This is a genomic window from Aeromonas salmonicida (assembly GCF_028355655.1).
In the GTDB taxonomy this organism is placed as follows: Bacteria; Pseudomonadota; Gammaproteobacteria; order Enterobacterales; family Aeromonadaceae; genus Aeromonas; species Aeromonas salmonicida.
Genome location: NZ_CP110645.1, coordinates 1889053 through 1904302, shown reverse-complemented (window position 1 = coordinate 1904302; position 15250 = coordinate 1889053). Strand labels below are relative to the sequence as shown.

Annotated in this window: 14 protein-coding genes and 1 tRNA gene; 4 read left to right on the top strand and 11 right to left on the bottom strand. The window is 60.2% G+C overall.

Annotated features, from left to right (window positions below):
* Window positions 1-34: 34 nt before the first annotated feature.
* The 7 genes from ONZ54_RS09220 to ONZ54_RS09190 form a co-directional block, all read right to left on the bottom strand.
* Window positions 35-166, bottom strand: coding sequence for a hypothetical protein (locus ONZ54_RS09220; RefSeq protein ID WP_265342293.1), 132 nt, complete (start codon window positions 164-166; stop codon window positions 35-37).
* 39 nt (window positions 167-205) lie between these two features.
* The gene (gene maiA, locus ONZ54_RS09215; RefSeq protein WP_166541731.1) at window positions 206-844 is read right to left on the bottom strand and encodes a maleylacetoacetate isomerase; all 639 of its coding nucleotides are present in this window, start codon (window positions 842-844) and stop codon (window positions 206-208) included.
* Between the two features lie 73 nt (window positions 845-917).
* Entirely contained in the window at window positions 918-1916 is a 999-nt protein-coding gene (locus tag ONZ54_RS09210; RefSeq protein WP_155604065.1) for a fumarylacetoacetate hydrolase family protein, read from the bottom strand.
* Window positions 1917-1924: 8 nt separating this feature from the next.
* Window positions 1925-3082, bottom strand: coding sequence for a homogentisate 1,2-dioxygenase (locus ONZ54_RS09205; RefSeq protein ID WP_271774716.1), 1158 nt, complete (start codon window positions 3080-3082; stop codon window positions 1925-1927).
* A complete protein-coding gene (hppD, locus tag ONZ54_RS09200) occupies window positions 3075-4187 on the bottom strand; it encodes a 4-hydroxyphenylpyruvate dioxygenase (RefSeq protein ID WP_058395467.1) in 1113 nt (370 codons plus the stop codon). The genes ONZ54_RS09205 and hppD overlap by 8 nt, the downstream gene beginning before the upstream one ends.
* Before the next feature lie 258 nt (window positions 4188-4445).
* The gene (locus ONZ54_RS09195) at window positions 4446-5078 is read right to left on the bottom strand and encodes an HAD family hydrolase (protein WP_125600527.1); all 633 of its coding nucleotides are present in this window, start codon (window positions 5076-5078) and stop codon (window positions 4446-4448) included.
* A 17-nt stretch (window positions 5079-5095) separates the two neighbouring features.
* Entirely contained in the window at window positions 5096-5755 is a 660-nt protein-coding gene (locus ONZ54_RS09190) for a TIGR01621 family pseudouridine synthase (protein WP_219592188.1), read from the bottom strand.
* A 90-nt stretch (window positions 5756-5845) separates the two neighbouring features.
* Between ONZ54_RS09190 and ONZ54_RS09185 the strand changes: the two genes are divergently transcribed.
* Complete coding sequence (locus ONZ54_RS09185; protein WP_219592187.1) at window positions 5846-7429, top strand: GGDEF domain-containing protein; 1584 nt, start codon at window positions 5846-5848, stop codon at window positions 7427-7429.
* Between the two features lie 135 nt (window positions 7430-7564).
* Here ONZ54_RS09185 and ONZ54_RS09180 read toward each other — a convergent pair whose 3' ends face one another.
* Both ONZ54_RS09180 and ONZ54_RS09175 read right to left on the bottom strand, forming a co-directional pair.
* Entirely contained in the window at window positions 7565-9127 is a 1563-nt protein-coding gene (locus tag ONZ54_RS09180; RefSeq protein WP_271787998.1) for a methyl-accepting chemotaxis protein, read from the bottom strand.
* A 219-nt stretch (window positions 9128-9346) separates the two neighbouring features.
* Window positions 9347-9434, bottom strand: a tRNA-Ser gene (locus ONZ54_RS09175).
* 185 nt (window positions 9435-9619) lie between these two features.
* Here ONZ54_RS09175 and ONZ54_RS09170 point away from each other — a divergent pair.
* The 3 genes from ONZ54_RS09170 (at window position 9620) to ONZ54_RS09160 (ending at window position 12962) form a co-directional block, all read left to right on the top strand.
* Entirely contained in the window at window positions 9620-10276 is a 657-nt protein-coding gene (locus ONZ54_RS09170; RefSeq protein WP_011898838.1) for a Bax inhibitor-1/YccA family protein, read from the top strand.
* A 164-nt stretch (window positions 10277-10440) separates the two neighbouring features.
* Entirely contained in the window at window positions 10441-12594 is a 2154-nt protein-coding gene (yccS, locus tag ONZ54_RS09165) for a YccS family putative transporter (RefSeq protein ID WP_271787997.1), read from the top strand.
* 26 nt (window positions 12595-12620) lie between these two features.
* Window positions 12621-12962, top strand: a complete 342-nt coding sequence (locus ONZ54_RS09160; RefSeq protein WP_005310577.1) for a TusE/DsrC/DsvC family sulfur relay protein — start codon at window positions 12621-12623, stop codon at window positions 12960-12962.
* A 57-nt stretch (window positions 12963-13019) separates the two neighbouring features.
* Here the strand turns inward: ONZ54_RS09160 and dedD are convergent, their stop codons facing one another.
* Entirely contained in the window at window positions 13020-13790 is a 771-nt protein-coding gene (dedD, locus tag ONZ54_RS09155) for a cell division protein DedD (protein WP_113721395.1), read from the bottom strand.
* Window positions 13791-13990: 200 nt separating this feature from the next.
* Window positions 13991-15250, bottom strand: coding sequence for a bifunctional tetrahydrofolate synthase/dihydrofolate synthase (folC, locus tag ONZ54_RS09150; RefSeq protein WP_271787996.1), 1260 nt, complete (start codon window positions 15248-15250; stop codon window positions 13991-13993).

Sequence of the window (15250 nt, the reverse complement as noted above, 5' to 3'; positions counted from 1 at the left end):
AACAAAAAAGCAGCTTATTAAAGCTGCTTTTTTATCAATGACCTGGTTTGTGTTTGTGAGGTTTCAGATCCGGATGTTCTTTTTTCTTTTCAGGCGTAACCCGTTGCCGTTTATCTGGCGTGCCATCTTCATTTTTTCTTTTTGGACCGGGTTTAATTCCCATCATTAACTCCTTCTAATGTTGGTGTGGATGCAAAAATAATGCTTACCCCTGCGCATCCGGCTGATTGGCGGGAGCCGCCTTGATAAAGGCCTGCAGCTGCTCGCAGTTGGCAACGATGCGCGCAATGGTGGGGTACTCATCCAGGGTCATGTCGTAGCGGCGGGCGTTGTAGACCTGGGGCACCAGCATGCAATCTGCCAGAGTCACCTCGTTGCCGACGCAATAGACGCCGGCCGTGGTCATCAGCAAGGGTTCGAGCACCCTGAAGGTCTCGTCAATCCAGTGGCGATACCAGGCATCACGCTGCGCCTTGCCCAGCCCCAGATCCTGCTCCAGATAGGTCAGCACCCGCAGGTTGTCGAGGGGGTGCGTGTCGCAGGCGATCATGTTGACTATCTGGCGCACCCTGGCCCGCGCCTGGGCGGCCGAGGGCATCAGCGGATAGGCGGGATAGGTTTCGTCGAGGTACTCCATGATGGCAACCGACTGACCGAACTGCACATCCCCGTCGATAAGAAAGGGCACCAGCCCCTGGGGGTTGACTCGATGATAGGCCTTCTCGCGCTGCTCGCCCTGCCTCAAGTTGACCGGGTGATACTCATAATCGAGCCCCTTGAGCTGCATGACTATCCGTACCCGATAACTTGCCGATGAACGCCAATATCCAAACAACTGCAACATAATCTGTCCCTGTGTTGGCAGGTGCACGGGCACCTGCCGTTCACCAGTCGGCCCTGTGTCCGCGCTGGCTTATTCACTTCGTCTGGCTGGCATCCTGTTGCGTGACTTTTTGCAAAATGGTGCCGAACAGACTCATCCCGTTGCGATCCTGCATCGCGATGGACACTGTATCACCAAAGCACAGAAAGGGTGTAGTGGCTTGACCGGACTCGATAATTTCCAACATCCGCCGCTCGGCGAGGCAGGAGGAACCGGCGCTGCGGTCATAGTTGGAGACAGTACCGGAGCCGATAATGCAGCCCGCCCCGAGCGGCCGGGTTTTGGCGGCATGGGCAATCAGCTCGAAGAAGTTGAAGGTCATGTCCACCCCGGCATTGGGCGCGCCAAACAGCGCGCCGTTGAGGTGCGTTTCCAGCGGCAGATGCACCTTGCCCTCCTGCCAGTCACTGCCCAGCTCGTCCGGGGTGATGGCCACCGGCGAGAAGGCGCTCGACGGTTTGGACTGGAAGAAGCCAAAACCCTTGGCCAGCTCGCCCGGGATGAGGTTGCGCAAACTCACGTCGTTTACCAGCATCAGCAGCTTGACGTGGGCGGCCGCCGCCTGCGGGCTGGTGCCCATGGGCACGTCATCCGTGATGATGGCCACTTCCGACTCGAAATCGATACCCCAGGCCTCCGATCCCATGACGATGGGACCACGGGGAGCCAGGAAGCAGTCCGAGCCGCCCTGGTAGATCAGGGGATCGTGCCAGAAGCTTTCCGGCATCTCAGCGCCGCGGGCCTTGCGCACCAGCTCCACATGGTTGACGTAGGCGCTGCCGTCGGCCCATTGGTAGGCACGGGGCAAGGGCGAGAGGCACTCACTCTCATCAAACGGGAAGGCATCGGCACAGGTGCCATCGTTGAGGGTCTGATAGACGGCGGCAAGGTGCGGGGCCGTTTGTGCCCACTCATCCAGCGCCGCCTGCAGGGTGGGGGCGATGGATGGCACCCGCACCGCACGGCTCAAGTCGCGGCTGACCACCACCAGGGCGCCATCGCGCTTGCCATTGTTCAAGGTTGCAAGTTTCATAAAAATCCTTATTTGCCAGTGGCAGTCGAAAGTTCGGGACGCTGCCAGCTGCTGACGTAGCGCGGGTTTTCTATCCCCTCACACAGGCTGCCGACGTTCAGCGCATCACGGGTATCCAGCATCACGGCCACCTCGTCGGTGAACTTCTTGGCATAGGCCTGCCCCGCCGCAAACGCCTTGGGATGGGGGCCGTGGGTAAAGCCTGCGGGATGGAAGGTAACCATGCCCCGCTCGATATTGTCCCGACTGAAGAAGTCCCCTGCGTGATAGAAGAGCACCTCGTCGTAGTCGTCGTTGCTGTGGTAGAAGGGCACCTTGAGGGCGCCGGGGTCACTCTCTATGGGGCGCGGCACGAAGGTACAGATGACGAACCGGCTCGCCACGAAGGTGGAGTGGGCCGAGGGCGGCAAGTGGTAGCGGTGGCTCATCAGCGGGCGAATGTCGCGCCAGTTGAGGCGCACCACGCACAAGTCCCCGTGCCAGCCCTGGGCATCCAGCGGATTGAAGGGCCAGGTGATGACCGACACCTGATTGTGGCGCTTGACCTGCAGCGACCAGGGATTTTCATCCTGCTGGGCCAGAAAGCGTTCATTGATGGCGGGCACATCCAGCGCCGCCGGGTCAAAGATGGCGTGATTGCCCACCAGCCCCTTGTCCGGCAGCTGATAGCTGTCGTTGGTCGCCTCTATCATCAGGATGAACATGGGCGCCGTGGGCTCGATGCGCCACATGGTGCCACGGGGGATCACCACATAGTCACCGTCCCGCAGGGTCAGATGGCCGTAGTCGCAATAAAACTCGCCACTGCCCTCGTGGATGAACAGCAGCTCGTCACCGTCGGCATTGCGCACCAGAAACGGCATAGGATCACACAAGCGCCACATCCGGTAGCGGCAGTGAGCATTGTGCAGAATATCCGGCATCACCCAGGGGGAGAGGGAACTCACCTCCTCCTGCAAGCCGTTCAAGTCAAACGCCCTCGGCCGCAGCGGCCCCTCCCAGTTGGTCCAGTCGGTGGGAGCATGCTTGTGGTGCATGTGGGTGGCGGGGCCGAAGAAACCGGCCCGCCCCAGTTCGCGCTCATAGATGGCCTGCTCTGGCAGGTCGGCATGAGCCTGACGGGAGTGGGTCCCCTCCCGATGGGGAAAGCTTATCCAGTTACGCATCGCTGGGTTCTCCATGCAGCACACCACGGCGGATCTGGTCCAGTTCAATGGATTCGAACAGTGCCTGGAAATTGCCCTCGCCAAACCCTTCATTGCCCTTGCGCTGAATGATCTCGAAGAACACAGGGCCTATGACGGTGTCGGTGAAGATCTGCAGCAGTATGCCGTCCTTGGTGGGAGAACCATCGATGAGGATCTGCAGATCCTTGAGGGAGGCCAGATCTTCCTGATGGCCCTCGACCCGGCTGTTGACCTTCTCGTAGTAGGTGTCCGGGGTCGGCATAAAACCGGTACCACGGCCACGCAGGGTACGGATGGTCTGGTAGATGTCACTGGAAGCGAGCGCTATGTGCTGGATCCCCTCCCCCTTGTACTGGCGCAGGTACTCCTCGATTTGGGACTTGTCATCGGAGGATTCGTTGATGGGGATGCGGATTTTGCCGCAGGGGGCCGTCATGGCACGAGAGTGCAGGCCGGTCAGCTTGCCCTCTATGTCGAAGTAGCGAATTTCCCGGAAATTGCCGATCCGCTCATAGAAGTTCGACCAGACATCCATGTTGCCACGCTGGACGTTGTGGGTCAGGTGATCGATCTCGTAGAGCCCGGCGTCCACCTCGGCCATGCGCGCCTGCCAGTCGGGGTAAAACACAAAATCCACGTCATAGATGGAGCCCTTGTCGCCGTAGCGGTCGACAAACGACAGTGTGCTCTCGCCTATGCCATAGATGGCGGGAATGTTGAGCTCCATGGGCCCTATCTTGCCGACGAAGGGCTTGGCCCCCTTGGTGATGGCGTATTGCTGGGCCTTGCCCGCATCCGCCACCCGAAATGCCATGCCGCACACACTGGGCCCGTGCAGGCTGGCGAACTGCTCCGCCTGGGAGTGTGGCTCGGCGTTGACCACGAAGTTGATGTCACCCTGACGATAGAGCCAGCACTGCTTGTGCTTGTGCTTTGCCACTTCGGCAAAACCCAGTGAAACGAACAACGCCTTGAGGGCGGCAATGCCCTTGGCATCCGGCGCCGTGTACTCGACGAATTCGAAGCCATCCGAGCCGAGGGGATTGATGGTGTGGGAACGGGAAGAGGAGGAAGTGGTCGTCATGATGCGCTCCTTGCAATGTGCTGATGACTGAAAGTGGTTAAAGCGGATTGACCTGGGGCGACGGCCTGACCGCCGATCCCGTCAAACAGGTATTGTTAACAACTTGTTTCATTAGATGCAGGTACGCGGCAGAAGAGAAGAGGCGGGTTTCAGATAGTTTCTCGGGGTTCTCCACCAAAAGATGTAAATAGATTGTGACATTCAAGCCGCAGCCTTGCGGATCGCCCCATGGCGACCCGCAGGGCTGTCAGCTTTGCCTTACAGTCGCCAGCATTTGGTCATGATGTGGGGCAAACAGGCCTGCGCCTTTTGCAGACGAAGGGGGGTGGGATTGATGAGCCAGGCCTCTGCACCCTGCGCCAGCAGCGGCAGATCGTGCAGGCTGTCACTCAGGGCCAGCGTCACAGTGAGGGCACGGATCTCGGGCAGTATCTTGTGCTGACCGTGGCAGTAAAAGCGCGGCATCAAGCCGCCCAAGCGGTAGTGCATCCGCGAGCCCAGGGTGCGATGGGGCAGCTTGCCAGGCAACTGTTGATGGAGTTGCCCGCGCACCAGGGCGCGAGGGCTGGCGGAGATCACCCAGCAGCGATCACCGTCTTTCATCAGCAAGGCGCGCGCCTCGCGAAACAGCCCAGGCCGGGTGCGGCAATAGGCCCGCACCAGTTTGCGCCAGCCCAGTGGCGAAAGCCCCAGTGTGATGGCCCACCAGATCAGCGAAATCCCCTGCCTGCGCCGGCTTGGCACGAGGTAAACCAGGCCACCCAGCGCGATCACCGGCAGCAGCAAGAGTGGCCAGAGGCGACGGCGCAGCATATAGCGCAGCAAGCCGGCGTGGCTGTCGCCCGGGGCCAGGGTGTCGTCAAAGTCAGCCAGGATCCAGTCTGTACGCATAGTGTCTTGTCCTCCCCTCACTCGCTCAATCCGGCGATGGCGACATGGAGCTCGGGGGTGAGAAACATGGCCCCCTCATCGGGAGGGCAGATAAAATCGAATGCTTCGTCTGCCAGGGTGAAACTCAGGCGCCAGGCATGTAGGTAGCCGCGGTCGGCCGCCGTGCCGCCGTAACGTTCATCCCCCAGAATGGGTGCCCCTATGCTTTTCAAGGCAACCCTGATCTGGTGGGTCTTGCCGGTCTGGGGCTTGATGCGATAGAGCCGCAGGCCCTCGCGCACCGGCACTGAGTCAAACCAGCTGATGGCGGGGTTGTCCAGGCTGCGCGCCAGCATCCAGCTGCCACCCCGCCCTTTTTGCATGTCCCCTTTTACCCAGCCCTGCTTCTTTTTGGGCTTGCGATCGGAGAGGGCCAGATACTGCTTGCTCACCTGTCGCTCCGCAAATGCCATGCTGAGCGCCCTGTTCGCCGCCGTGGTACGGGCCAGCAACACCAGACCTGAGGTCATTTTGTCGAGTCGATGAACGGGATAAAGCACCAACCCTGTGTCGGCCTTGACCCGACTGACCAGTCCCGGATTGACCAGACCCGCCTCACCGGCTTCGTCATGCATGCCAAGGCCCGGCCCTTTGTTGATCAACATAAAATCTTTGTGCTGCGCTAGTATCCGGTACATCTATAACCTTTTAGAATGTGTTTCATTACAAGAATATGGCTCCATCAAGGGGTCGCCTCCCCATGAATACTCAGAACAAGAATCGCACGGATGAAGAGATACTTGCTTTGGTTACTGCTGATTGGCGCCAGTTATATCGGGCCCCTCCTGGCCAATGAATCCTCCCTTGAAGCCCCGGAGCGGGTGGTGCTCCAGTTGCGCTGGCTGCACCAGCCCCAGTTTGTGGGCTATCACATGGCCAAGGCCAAGGGCTTCTATGCCAAAGCCGGACTGGACGTGGAGATAAGGCCCGGTGGCAAGGGAATAAGCCCGGTGGACGAGGTGCAAAGCGGTCGTGCCGACTTTGGCGTCGGCAACACAGAGGTGCTGACCGCCTATGCCAATGGCAAGCCACTGCTGGCGCTCGCCTGCGTCTTTCAGCACTCGCCGTCCATCTTCCTGGCCCGTCGTGACAGCGGCATTCTCACGGTTGATGGCATGCGTGGCAAACGGATCATGATGTTTTCCGCCCATCAGGATGCCGAGTTGCTGGCGACACTTTTCTATCAAGGTCTCAATGAAAGCCAACTTACCCCGATCCAGACCTCGGTCAATATCGATGATCTCGTCGAGGGCAGGGTCGATATCTTCAACGCCTATCTCAGCAATGAGCCTTTCTATCTGGAAGAGCGCGGCATCCCCGTCTCCGTCATCAACCCGCGCAATTACGGCATCGACTTTTACAGCGACATACTCTTCACCACTCAGGCGCAGGAGCAGGCCCATCCGGGCAGGGTAGAGCGGTTTCGGACCGCCAGCCTTGAAGGGTGGCGCTATGCCCTCGCCCACCCCCAGGAGGCCATCGCCCTGCTGCGCAGTGAATACGGCGTCAACCGCAGTCAGGCCCACATGGAGTACGAGCTGCAGGTCAGCAAGGAAATGATACAACCGCTCTATGTGGAGATCGGGTATATGAACCCGGATCGCGTCACCCACATCATGGAGCAGCTGGCCGAAATCGGGCTCATCAAACGGCCCGTGCCGCTGACTGACTTTCTCTATCAGGCCCCCTCCGAGCAGTGGGTATTCTGGCGCCCCTGGTTTTTGCTGAGTCTGGCTGCCTGCGTGCTCATATTGCTGCTGGCGGTCTACCTGCTGGTGTGCAACAAACGGCTCAATCGCGAGATTGCCCTGCGCCAGCAGCGGGAAGAGGAGATATTGCAGCTGGCAAGGCAGGACCCGCTCACCGGCCTGCCCAACCGTCTGAGCCTGATGGAGCGGCTGGAGGCGCAGATAAGCAGCCCCAACCCAGGCTGCCTGCTGTTTTGCGATCTCAACAACTTCAAACAGGTCAACGACGGCTTTGGCCACAGCCATGGTGATGCCATCCTCTGCCAGCTGGCGGAGCGGATCACCCGCAGCCTCAACCACCAGCGCTTCTTCGCCAGACTGGCCGGTGACGAGTTCGTGCTGCTGCTCCCCGATCACGACCTGCTCGATGCCGAGGCCATTGCCGAGGTGATCAGAATGGCCATGGCCCAGCCATTTCAGGTCAAGGAGCATCTGCTGGCGGTCGGTATCAGCGTCGGGGTCAGCCAATACCAGCCGGGCTGGCGTGCCGAGCAGTGGCTTATCCACGCCGATCGCGCCATGTACAACGACAAGGGGATCGAGCTGGCGGTGGCGCCCCCCTAAGCCCTTCATCCTGACCCGGTCAGCCTGGCTGCACCTCACAACATCACGCTGGCAGCACCAAGGCGCAGGGCAGTACAAGGCAACAAGGCCACCGCTATGGGTGGCCTTGTTGCTTTTGGTGGGAGCGCGGGAGCATCAGCCGAAGGTCTGCCCCAAGGATTTGAGCTGTCTGGCCTTGGTCAGCAGTATCTCGCTCGACTCATCCACATCCTGCATCTTGTTGCTGTTGGCGTGGGAGTGCTGGGAGATGAGGTTGACGTTCTGGCTGATGTTTTCGACTACCGCCTGTTGCTGCTCCGCCGCCGCCGAGATCTGGGCAGAGAAATCCATCACCAGTTCAATTTCGGCCAGTACCTGATGCAGGCTGCCGGAACCTTGCCGGGTCATCTCCACGCAGGACTGCGTCTGTTGCAGGTTGTTTTGCATCATCCCCTTCCAGCCGTTCAGGGTACGCTGGATCTGACCTATGCTGCTCTGGATCTGCTCGGTCGCCTTGTGGGTCCGGGTCGACAGGGTACGTACCTCGTCCGCCACCACAGCAAACCCCCGCCCCTGCTCTCCCGCTCTGGCCGCTTCGATGGCGGCGTTGAGCGCCAGCAGGTTGGTTTGATCGGCGATGCCCTGAATTTCTCCCATCAAGACCCCGATACGATCCGATTCACTGGCAAGCGCTACCGCGGAAGCAAACGCATGCTCCGCCTCCGTCGCAAGCTCGGTTATCTTGCGCTCCGTGTCGAGCAACTGCTTGTCCGTGTGCTGGCAGTGAGCCTTGGCCTGAGCAACCTGGCTGTTTGTGTCCTGAATGTTGCGGGCTATCTCCTGCGCCGTGCTCGCCATCTCGGTAATGGCCGCCGCCATCTGCTGGGTCTGGGCATCCTGCTCGGCGATGTCCGAGCTGACCTCACTGGAGGCACTCTTCAGGTGTACGGCCAGATCCTGCAGAGCGTGGGTGGCATCGTCCACCCGCCCCAGCACGGTCCGGATGCGGGCCTGCAGCAACTTGATGTGAAAATCGGCGATGGCGCTGGGCTCCTGACCCGAGTAGATAAGCCGGGTCAGGCTGTCATATTCATCGACCAGCTGCCGCAAATAGCGCGGAGTCGTGATGAGCTCGTGGCGGTAGAGACCTCCCAGCAGCAGGAGTGGCAAAGCCATATAGAGCGGAGCCCAGGATCCCAGCTGCACGGCACCCAACCAGGCCAGCGCCAGCAATCCTGAACCGGCAACCAGATGGCGCAGCCGTGACAGGGAAATACGGGGCTTGCGCCCTCCCTGCTCGGCGGCGCGCAGGCGGGCATAAGTCCTGGCGGCAATCTCCTTCATCTGCGGATCGGCACGGCAACGCACCGACTGATAGCCACTTATCTTGCCCTGCTCGAAGATGGGAGTGACATAGGCATCGACCCAGTAGTAGCGACCATCCTGGCAACGGTTCTTCACCATGCCGCGCCATGGCTGCCCCTGCTTGAGCTTGCCCCACAGATCGGCAAAGGCGGCCTTGGGCATGTCGGGATGGCGCACCATGTTGTGGTGCTGGCCTATCAGTTCGGCACGGCTGTAACCGGCAACCCGGCAGAAATGATCGTTGGCATAAGTGATGACGCCACGCAGATCCGTGGTGGATACCAGCTGTTCATCGGCAGGGAAATCAACTTCCTGATCAAAGAGTTGAACCATTTTATCACGTTGTTCACGCATGTCTCGCTCCATTCTGAGCCATTACTCAACAGAGTGTTGGTAAGCGGCCGGAGCCTGTAAAGGAGGACATGGAGAGAATGTCAAAAATGATAGCTGAACACGGTTTTGCGATCGGTGGGGGTGCCTCAAGCCAGCCGCAGCAGCCTGGATCCGGATATGAGCTCGTATCGCAAATAGCAAAAAGCCCAGACAACAAGGTTGTCTGGGCTTTTCTGAAGATGGCGGAGGAGGTGGGATTTGAACCCACGGATGGTCGCCCATCGCCGGTTTTCAAGACCGGTGCATTCAGCCGCTCTGCCACCCCTCCGAACGGCGTGCATACTACGTCAAGCCCATGTTCATATGCAATACATATTTGTTCTGGGATAGTAGGGTTCAACAGGCTGGGGTGGCGCTTGAAATCAGCGCTCGTCATCCCAACATTGAGTGCATACAATGCGATAACGAAGCGGAATGTACCGCCTCAACCCGGAAATCAAGAGGACACCCAAGATGGATACCCGTTCTATCTATACCGGCACCCAGAGTGCCGCGCGTGATACCAACAAGGTGCTGCGCAACACCTATATGCTGCTCTCCCTCACTCTTGGCTTCTCTGCCGTTGTGGCCGGGATCGCCACCGTGATGAACATGCCGCCCCTGCACTGGGCCGTGTTCCTCATCGGTGTGTATGGCCTGATGTTCCTGACCCAGAAGAACCAGGACAATGGCATGGGCCTGGTGTTCACCTTCGCCCTGACCGGCCTGCTCGGCTACAGCCTGGGCCCCATCATCAACATGTACATGAACAATGGTGGTGGCGAGATAGTGATGACGGCGCTCGGCGGCACAGCGTTGACCTTCTTCGGTCTATCCGCTTATGCCCTGACCACCAAGCGTGACCTTTCCTTTATCGGTGGCATGCTGTTCGTCGGTTTCTGGGTGCTGCTGGTGGCCATGGTCGCCAACATCTTCCTGCAGATGAGCGCCCTGAGCCTGGCCCTGTCCGCCATGTTCATGCTGTTCTCCTCCGGCGCCATATTGCTGACCACCCAGCAGATCATCCGTGGCGGCGAGACCAACTACATCTCCGCCACCGTGACCCTGTATGTCTCCATCTACAACATCTTCCTGAGCCTGCTGAGCCTGCTCGGCGGCAACCGCAACTAATGAAAGACCCCGCTTCGGCGGGGTTTTTATTGGTGCCTGTTTCTGTCAGGATAAGTTGTAAATCAAGGATATGAAGCTAAGCGGCCCTGATCCAAATCAGGGCCGCTTCGCGCTTGGCGGGTTAGTATCCCGTTCTCGTTTCATTCAAGGGTTGCTCTTGTCTCATGCCGATGGATTTCTCTGGCCTGCTGCGCCGACTGCTGACTGACAGTCACATCTACTTCGCCCTCAAGGTCTTGCTGGCCATGGTGGGGCTGCTCGCCTTCACCCTGGCGACCGGTGATATCCAGCTCACAGTGCTGCTCTCCCTCGGGGTGGTGGCCGGTGCCATCGCCGAAACCGACGACAGCCTGTGGGGCCGGGTCAAGAACCTCGCCATGACGCTGCTCTGCTTCCTGTTTGCCTCCCTGTGTGTGCAGTACCTCTTCCCGACGCCCTGGCTGTTTGCCATCGGGCTGGCGGGGTCGACCTTCCTCTTCGTGATGGTGGGGGCACTCGGTCAGCGCTACGCCACCATCAGCTTCGGCTCCCTGCTCATCGCCATCTACACCATGTTGGGGGCTGCCAAGGCGCCGGATCTCTTCTACCAGCCGCTCGCATTGTGCGCCGGTGCGCTCTGGTATGGCCTGGTCTCCCTCATCTGGCTCTGGCTGCTGCCCTACAAGACACTGCACGAGCAGCTTGCCCAGAGTTACTTTGCCCTCGGCCGCTATCTGCTCGAAAAATCTCGCTTCTTTCCAGCCGACGAGCATGGCGCCCAGGCCATTCGCCACAATCTGGCCCAGCTCAACATCAATCTGGTCAATGCGCTGACCCTGACCAAATCGGCGCTCAACGCCCGCCTCAGCACCCGCCATCAGGCGGCGCCCGAGCTTGCCAGTCTGCTGCGCCTCTATCTGCTGGCACTGGAAATCCAGGAGCGTGCCACCTCCAGCCACTATCCCTACAGCAAGCTGGAAGCCGAGCTCAAGCAGGGTATCGTCCTTGACGGGTTTCAGGAGGTGTTTCTGCAGCTCTCCGAGGCGTGCCAGCGGCTCGGTTACGCCATCCTGGTGCACAAGCCCTACGCCCACAACAAGCGCATCCACTGGACCCTGGAGGCTCTCGGCGATCAGCTGGAGTTCACCCACCTCAAGCAGCACTACCCCAAGACATTGCTGACGCCGATGAAGTTCCTGCGCCGCAATCTGGCCAGCATCAACCAGTTGCTGGGCAGCGCCGAGGAGCTGCAAAATCCGACGCAGGCCCCACAGAGCTTGCCCCCCCTGGCGCGTCCTGTCCGCCTGCCATTGCTGGCTCAGCTCAAGCAGCATCTCAGCCCGAACTCCATGGTGTTTCGCCATGCCCTGCGCCTGTCGCTCGGGTTGGTGGTAGGTTACGGCATCTTGCAGACCTTCAGCCTTGATAAGGGTTACTGGATCCTGCTGACGGTGCTATTTGTCTGCCAACCCAGCTACAGCGCCACCCGCCGCCGGCTGGTACAGCGGATGCTCGGTACCTTCGCCGGCCTGCTGGTGGGCGTCCCCGTGCTCTGGCTGTTCCCCGAATTGCATGTTCAACTGGTGGTAATGGGGCTCGCCGCCTTCCTGTTCTTCACCCAGGTACGCAGCAACTACAGCGCCGCCGTCTGCTTCATCACCCTCTATGTACTGATGGCCTTCAACCTGCTGGACGGCATCGGCTTTGCCATTCTGGGGCCGCGCCTGCTCGACACCTTCCTCGGCTGCCTGCTCTCCTACGCCCTGGTGGCCTGGCTCTGGCCGGATTGGCAGTACAAACGGCTGCCGACGCTTATCGCCAACTCCCTGTCAGCCAACGCCCGCTACCTGGCGGCCGTGCTCGCCAGCCTGCAACAGCAAAGGGATGAATCCATCGACTACCGGGTCGCCCGCAAGAGCGCCCATCTGGCCGACAGCGAGCTGGCCATGGCCTGGCAGAGCATGCTGGTGGAGCCGCAAAAGCGCCGCCGCTTCCTCGATCTCTGCTTCACCCTCACCTGGCGCAACCACGCCCTGCTCTCCTACATCTCGGCGCTGGGTGCCCATCGCGACAAGCTGGAGGCCATCGGCGAACTCGATGAGATCAGCCGCCACCTGAGCCACACCCTGGAGCGGGCCGCAGGCCATCTGGCGGGCGAGATACCTGCACAGATCGAAGGACAGTGCCCCGTCATCACGCCGGACAGCAGCGAGGAGCAGCTGATGCTGACCCAGCAGCTCACCCTGATCAGCCAGCTGGCGGACGAGTTGCTCACCCTGGCCAACGAGAGCCGGTTGCTCACCGGGGGCCAAGGCGCTACCATGCCCGCCCAATCCTGATAGCCCTATTTGCGAGGAGCCCTCTTATGGCTGAGCATCAGCTGGAATTCAACGGCCAAACCATCGAAACCGATGCCAAGGGCTATCTGCTGAACAGCAGTGACTGGAGCGAGGAGCTGGCACAGGTGCTGGCCGAGCAGGAAGGCATAGTGATGGAAGAGCCTCACTGGGAGGTGGTGCGTTTCGTGCGAGCTTTCTATCTGGAGTTCAACACCTCCCCTGCCATCCGTGCTCTGGTCAAGGCGATGGAAAAACAGTACGGCCCGGAAAAAGGCAACAGCCGCTACCTCTACAAGCTGTTTCCTGAGGGGCCAGCCAAACAGGCTACCAAGATAGGCGGCCTGCCAAAACCGGTGAAATGCATCTAAAAAAATACCGCGCCCATCTGTGAAATGAAGCGCGGTATTTTTTATCTCTTTGAACTATCAGGGTTTATAGGCAACAACGGATCCACTGAGTCCTGTCATCTGACCAATCCGGCCCTGCATGCCCTGCAGCTTGGCCCTGGAAACATCCGGCCCGATGAAGACCCGGTTGAGCTGGCCCTGCACCGGTGTACGCGGCGAAGTCTGGGCCGAATAGCCCGCCGCCCGCAACTTGCTCACCAGCGCATTGACGCTGTCCACGTTCTTGAAGGCGCCAAGCTGCAAGATCCAGCTGCCCTGCGACGAGGCGGCAGGCGCCTGTGACTGCGGCGCCATCTTGCTCGCGATGAGGTCATCCATCGACTTGATCTGGCCTACCTGTGGCTTGGTTTCCACCGGCTTTTTCACTTCCACCGGTTTGGGTGGTACCGGCTTTGGCTTGGGTGGCTCCACCGGCTTCTTGGCGATCACCTCGGGCTTGGGCTTGACCACTGGCTGAGCAACGGGCTTGGTAGCTGGCTGCTGTGCCTGCGCCGCCGATGGGTTCTTGTTGGTGGCGAGCGTCACGGGATCCGAGACCTCTTCGACCTGCCACTGCTCGGCGGCAGAGGCCTGCTGCTGGCTGGCCAGGTGTTCCGCCGGCAAGGTACTGGCGGCCGAGACCTGCAATGCCGGTTTGGCGGGTTCAAGCTCGGGGCGCAGCGGGATCTTGGCAAACGCCTCGTCCTTTTGCTCCAGCTTGTTGCCATCCATCAGATCCGGCAGAAAAATGACAACCAGGGCCACCAGGATGACGGTGCCTACCAATCTGTTTTGAAACTTCGAAGCCAAGTTAATCCCCACCCATGTTACTTAGAATTAATTGCAATTTTGCGGACATCAATGATGGACAGTCCCTTCAAGCCACTCTGTGTTGAGACTTCGAAGCCAAGTCAACGCCTACCCATGTTGCTTGGCCGATGGCGCGCCGAACAAGATTTGGCCCGGCAAAACCAGCCTGAAGCCGTGCCGTTCAATCGGCCCTGTGCCGATCAGGACGCAGTGCCCGCCAGAATGTCGGCGACAGTGTAAAACGAACCAAACACAATGACCATATCATCAGGACTCGATGCGGCCAACGCAGCCTGATAGGCGGCGCTGACATCATCAAAGCGCAGAGCCTGTCCCTTGCCCTCCCCCAGGGCAGCGGCAAGCTGCTCGGCGGTAGCGGCGCGCGGACCGGTGAGGCTGGCCAGGAACCATGCGTCGATCAGACCGTCAAGCTCGGCGAGCGAACCCGCCATGTCCTTGTCTTTGAGCATGCCGACAACGGCGCGACGCTTGCCCTTGCCGGGGATCTGGCGCAACTGGCTGGCAAGGTAGGCCGCCGAATGAGGATTGTGGGCCACATCGACGATGACCAGAGGCTCGCTTTGCAGCCGCTGCATCCGGCCAGCCAGCCGGGCATTGGCCAGCCCGTCACGGATGGCAGACTCAGGCAGCGGCAAGCCGAGGGATTCCAGCGCCGCCAGCACGGTTACTGCGTTCATCAGCGGCAAGGCAGGTTTGGGCAGATCCCGCCACTGGTGCAGACCCAGGTAATCCCAGCTGGTCTCATGCTCTTTGCCAGAGAAGTCGACACCGACCTGACGCAGGCAGGCACCTATGCGCTGCGCCTCGCTGGCGATGGTGGCAGGAGGCTTGGGTTCACCGCTGATGGCGGGTTTGCCGGCGCGGTAGACACCCGCCTTCTCCACTGCCACCGCTTCGCGGGTATCCCCCAGCCAGTCGCAGTGATCCAGCGCGATGGAGGTGATCATGGCCACATCGGACTCCACCACATTGGTGGCGTCGAGCCGGCCGCCCAGCCCCACTTCCAGCAGCAGCACATCGGGCGCGGCGCGGCGAAAGAGCCAGAGGCCCGCCAGGGTAGCGAACTCGAAGAAGGTGAGCGCTATCTCGCCCCGGGCCGTTTCCACCTCGGCAAAGGCAGCGCGATGATCGTCGTCGGTCAGCTCTTGTCCATTGATGCGTACCCGTTCGGTAAAGCGCAGCAGATGGGGAGAGGAGTAGACACCAACCTTGTAGCCCGCCGCCATCAGAATGCTGGCCGCCATGGCGCAGCTGGAACCCTTGCCGTTGGTGCCAGCGACCGTGATCACCTTGAACGGCAACTGGGTGAGGCCCATGCGACGGGCAATGGCACCGACCCGATCCAGCCCCATGTCAATGTTGACGGGGTGGATCTGCTCCAAATAAGAAAGCCAGTCGACCAGCGACCGGCTTTGGGATTGTTGCATGTTTGAACTCAT

Excerpts from the sequence above, each read along its gene's own strand:
- ONZ54_RS09220 (WP_265342293.1), bottom strand. The coding sequence starts at position 166 with ATGATGGGAATTAAACCCGGTCCAAAAAGAAAAAATGAAGATGGCACG.
- maiA (WP_166541731.1), bottom strand. The coding sequence starts at position 844 with ATGTTGCAGTTGTTTGGATATTGGCGTTCATCGGCAAGTTATCGGGTA.
- ONZ54_RS09210 (WP_155604065.1), bottom strand. The coding sequence starts at position 1,916 with ATGAAACTTGCAACCTTGAACAATGGCAAGCGCGATGGCGCCCTGGTG.
- ONZ54_RS09205 (WP_271774716.1), bottom strand. The coding sequence starts at position 3,082 with ATGCGTAACTGGATAAGCTTTCCCCATCGGGAGGGGACCCACTCCCGT.
- hppD (WP_058395467.1), bottom strand. The coding sequence starts at position 4,187 with ATGACGACCACTTCCTCCTCTTCCCGTTCCCACACCATCAATCCCCTC.
- ONZ54_RS09195 (WP_125600527.1), bottom strand. The coding sequence starts at position 5,078 with ATGCGTACAGACTGGATCCTGGCTGACTTTGACGACACCCTGGCCCCG.
- ONZ54_RS09190 (WP_219592188.1), bottom strand. The coding sequence starts at position 5,755 with ATGTACCGGATACTAGCGCAGCACAAAGATTTTATGTTGATCAACAAA.
- ONZ54_RS09185 (WP_219592187.1), top strand. The coding sequence starts at position 5,846 with ATGAAGAGATACTTGCTTTGGTTACTGCTGATTGGCGCCAGTTATATC.
- ONZ54_RS09180 (WP_271787998.1), bottom strand. The coding sequence starts at position 9,127 with ATGCGTGAACAACGTGATAAAATGGTTCAACTCTTTGATCAGGAAGTT.
- ONZ54_RS09170 (WP_011898838.1), top strand. The coding sequence starts at position 9,620 with ATGGATACCCGTTCTATCTATACCGGCACCCAGAGTGCCGCGCGTGAT.
- yccS (WP_271787997.1), top strand. The coding sequence starts at position 10,441 with ATGCCGATGGATTTCTCTGGCCTGCTGCGCCGACTGCTGACTGACAGT.
- ONZ54_RS09160 (WP_005310577.1), top strand. The coding sequence starts at position 12,621 with ATGGCTGAGCATCAGCTGGAATTCAACGGCCAAACCATCGAAACCGAT.
- folC (WP_271787996.1), bottom strand. The coding sequence starts at position 15,250 with ATGAGTTCAAACATGCAACAATCCCAAAGCCGGTCGCTGGTCGACTGG.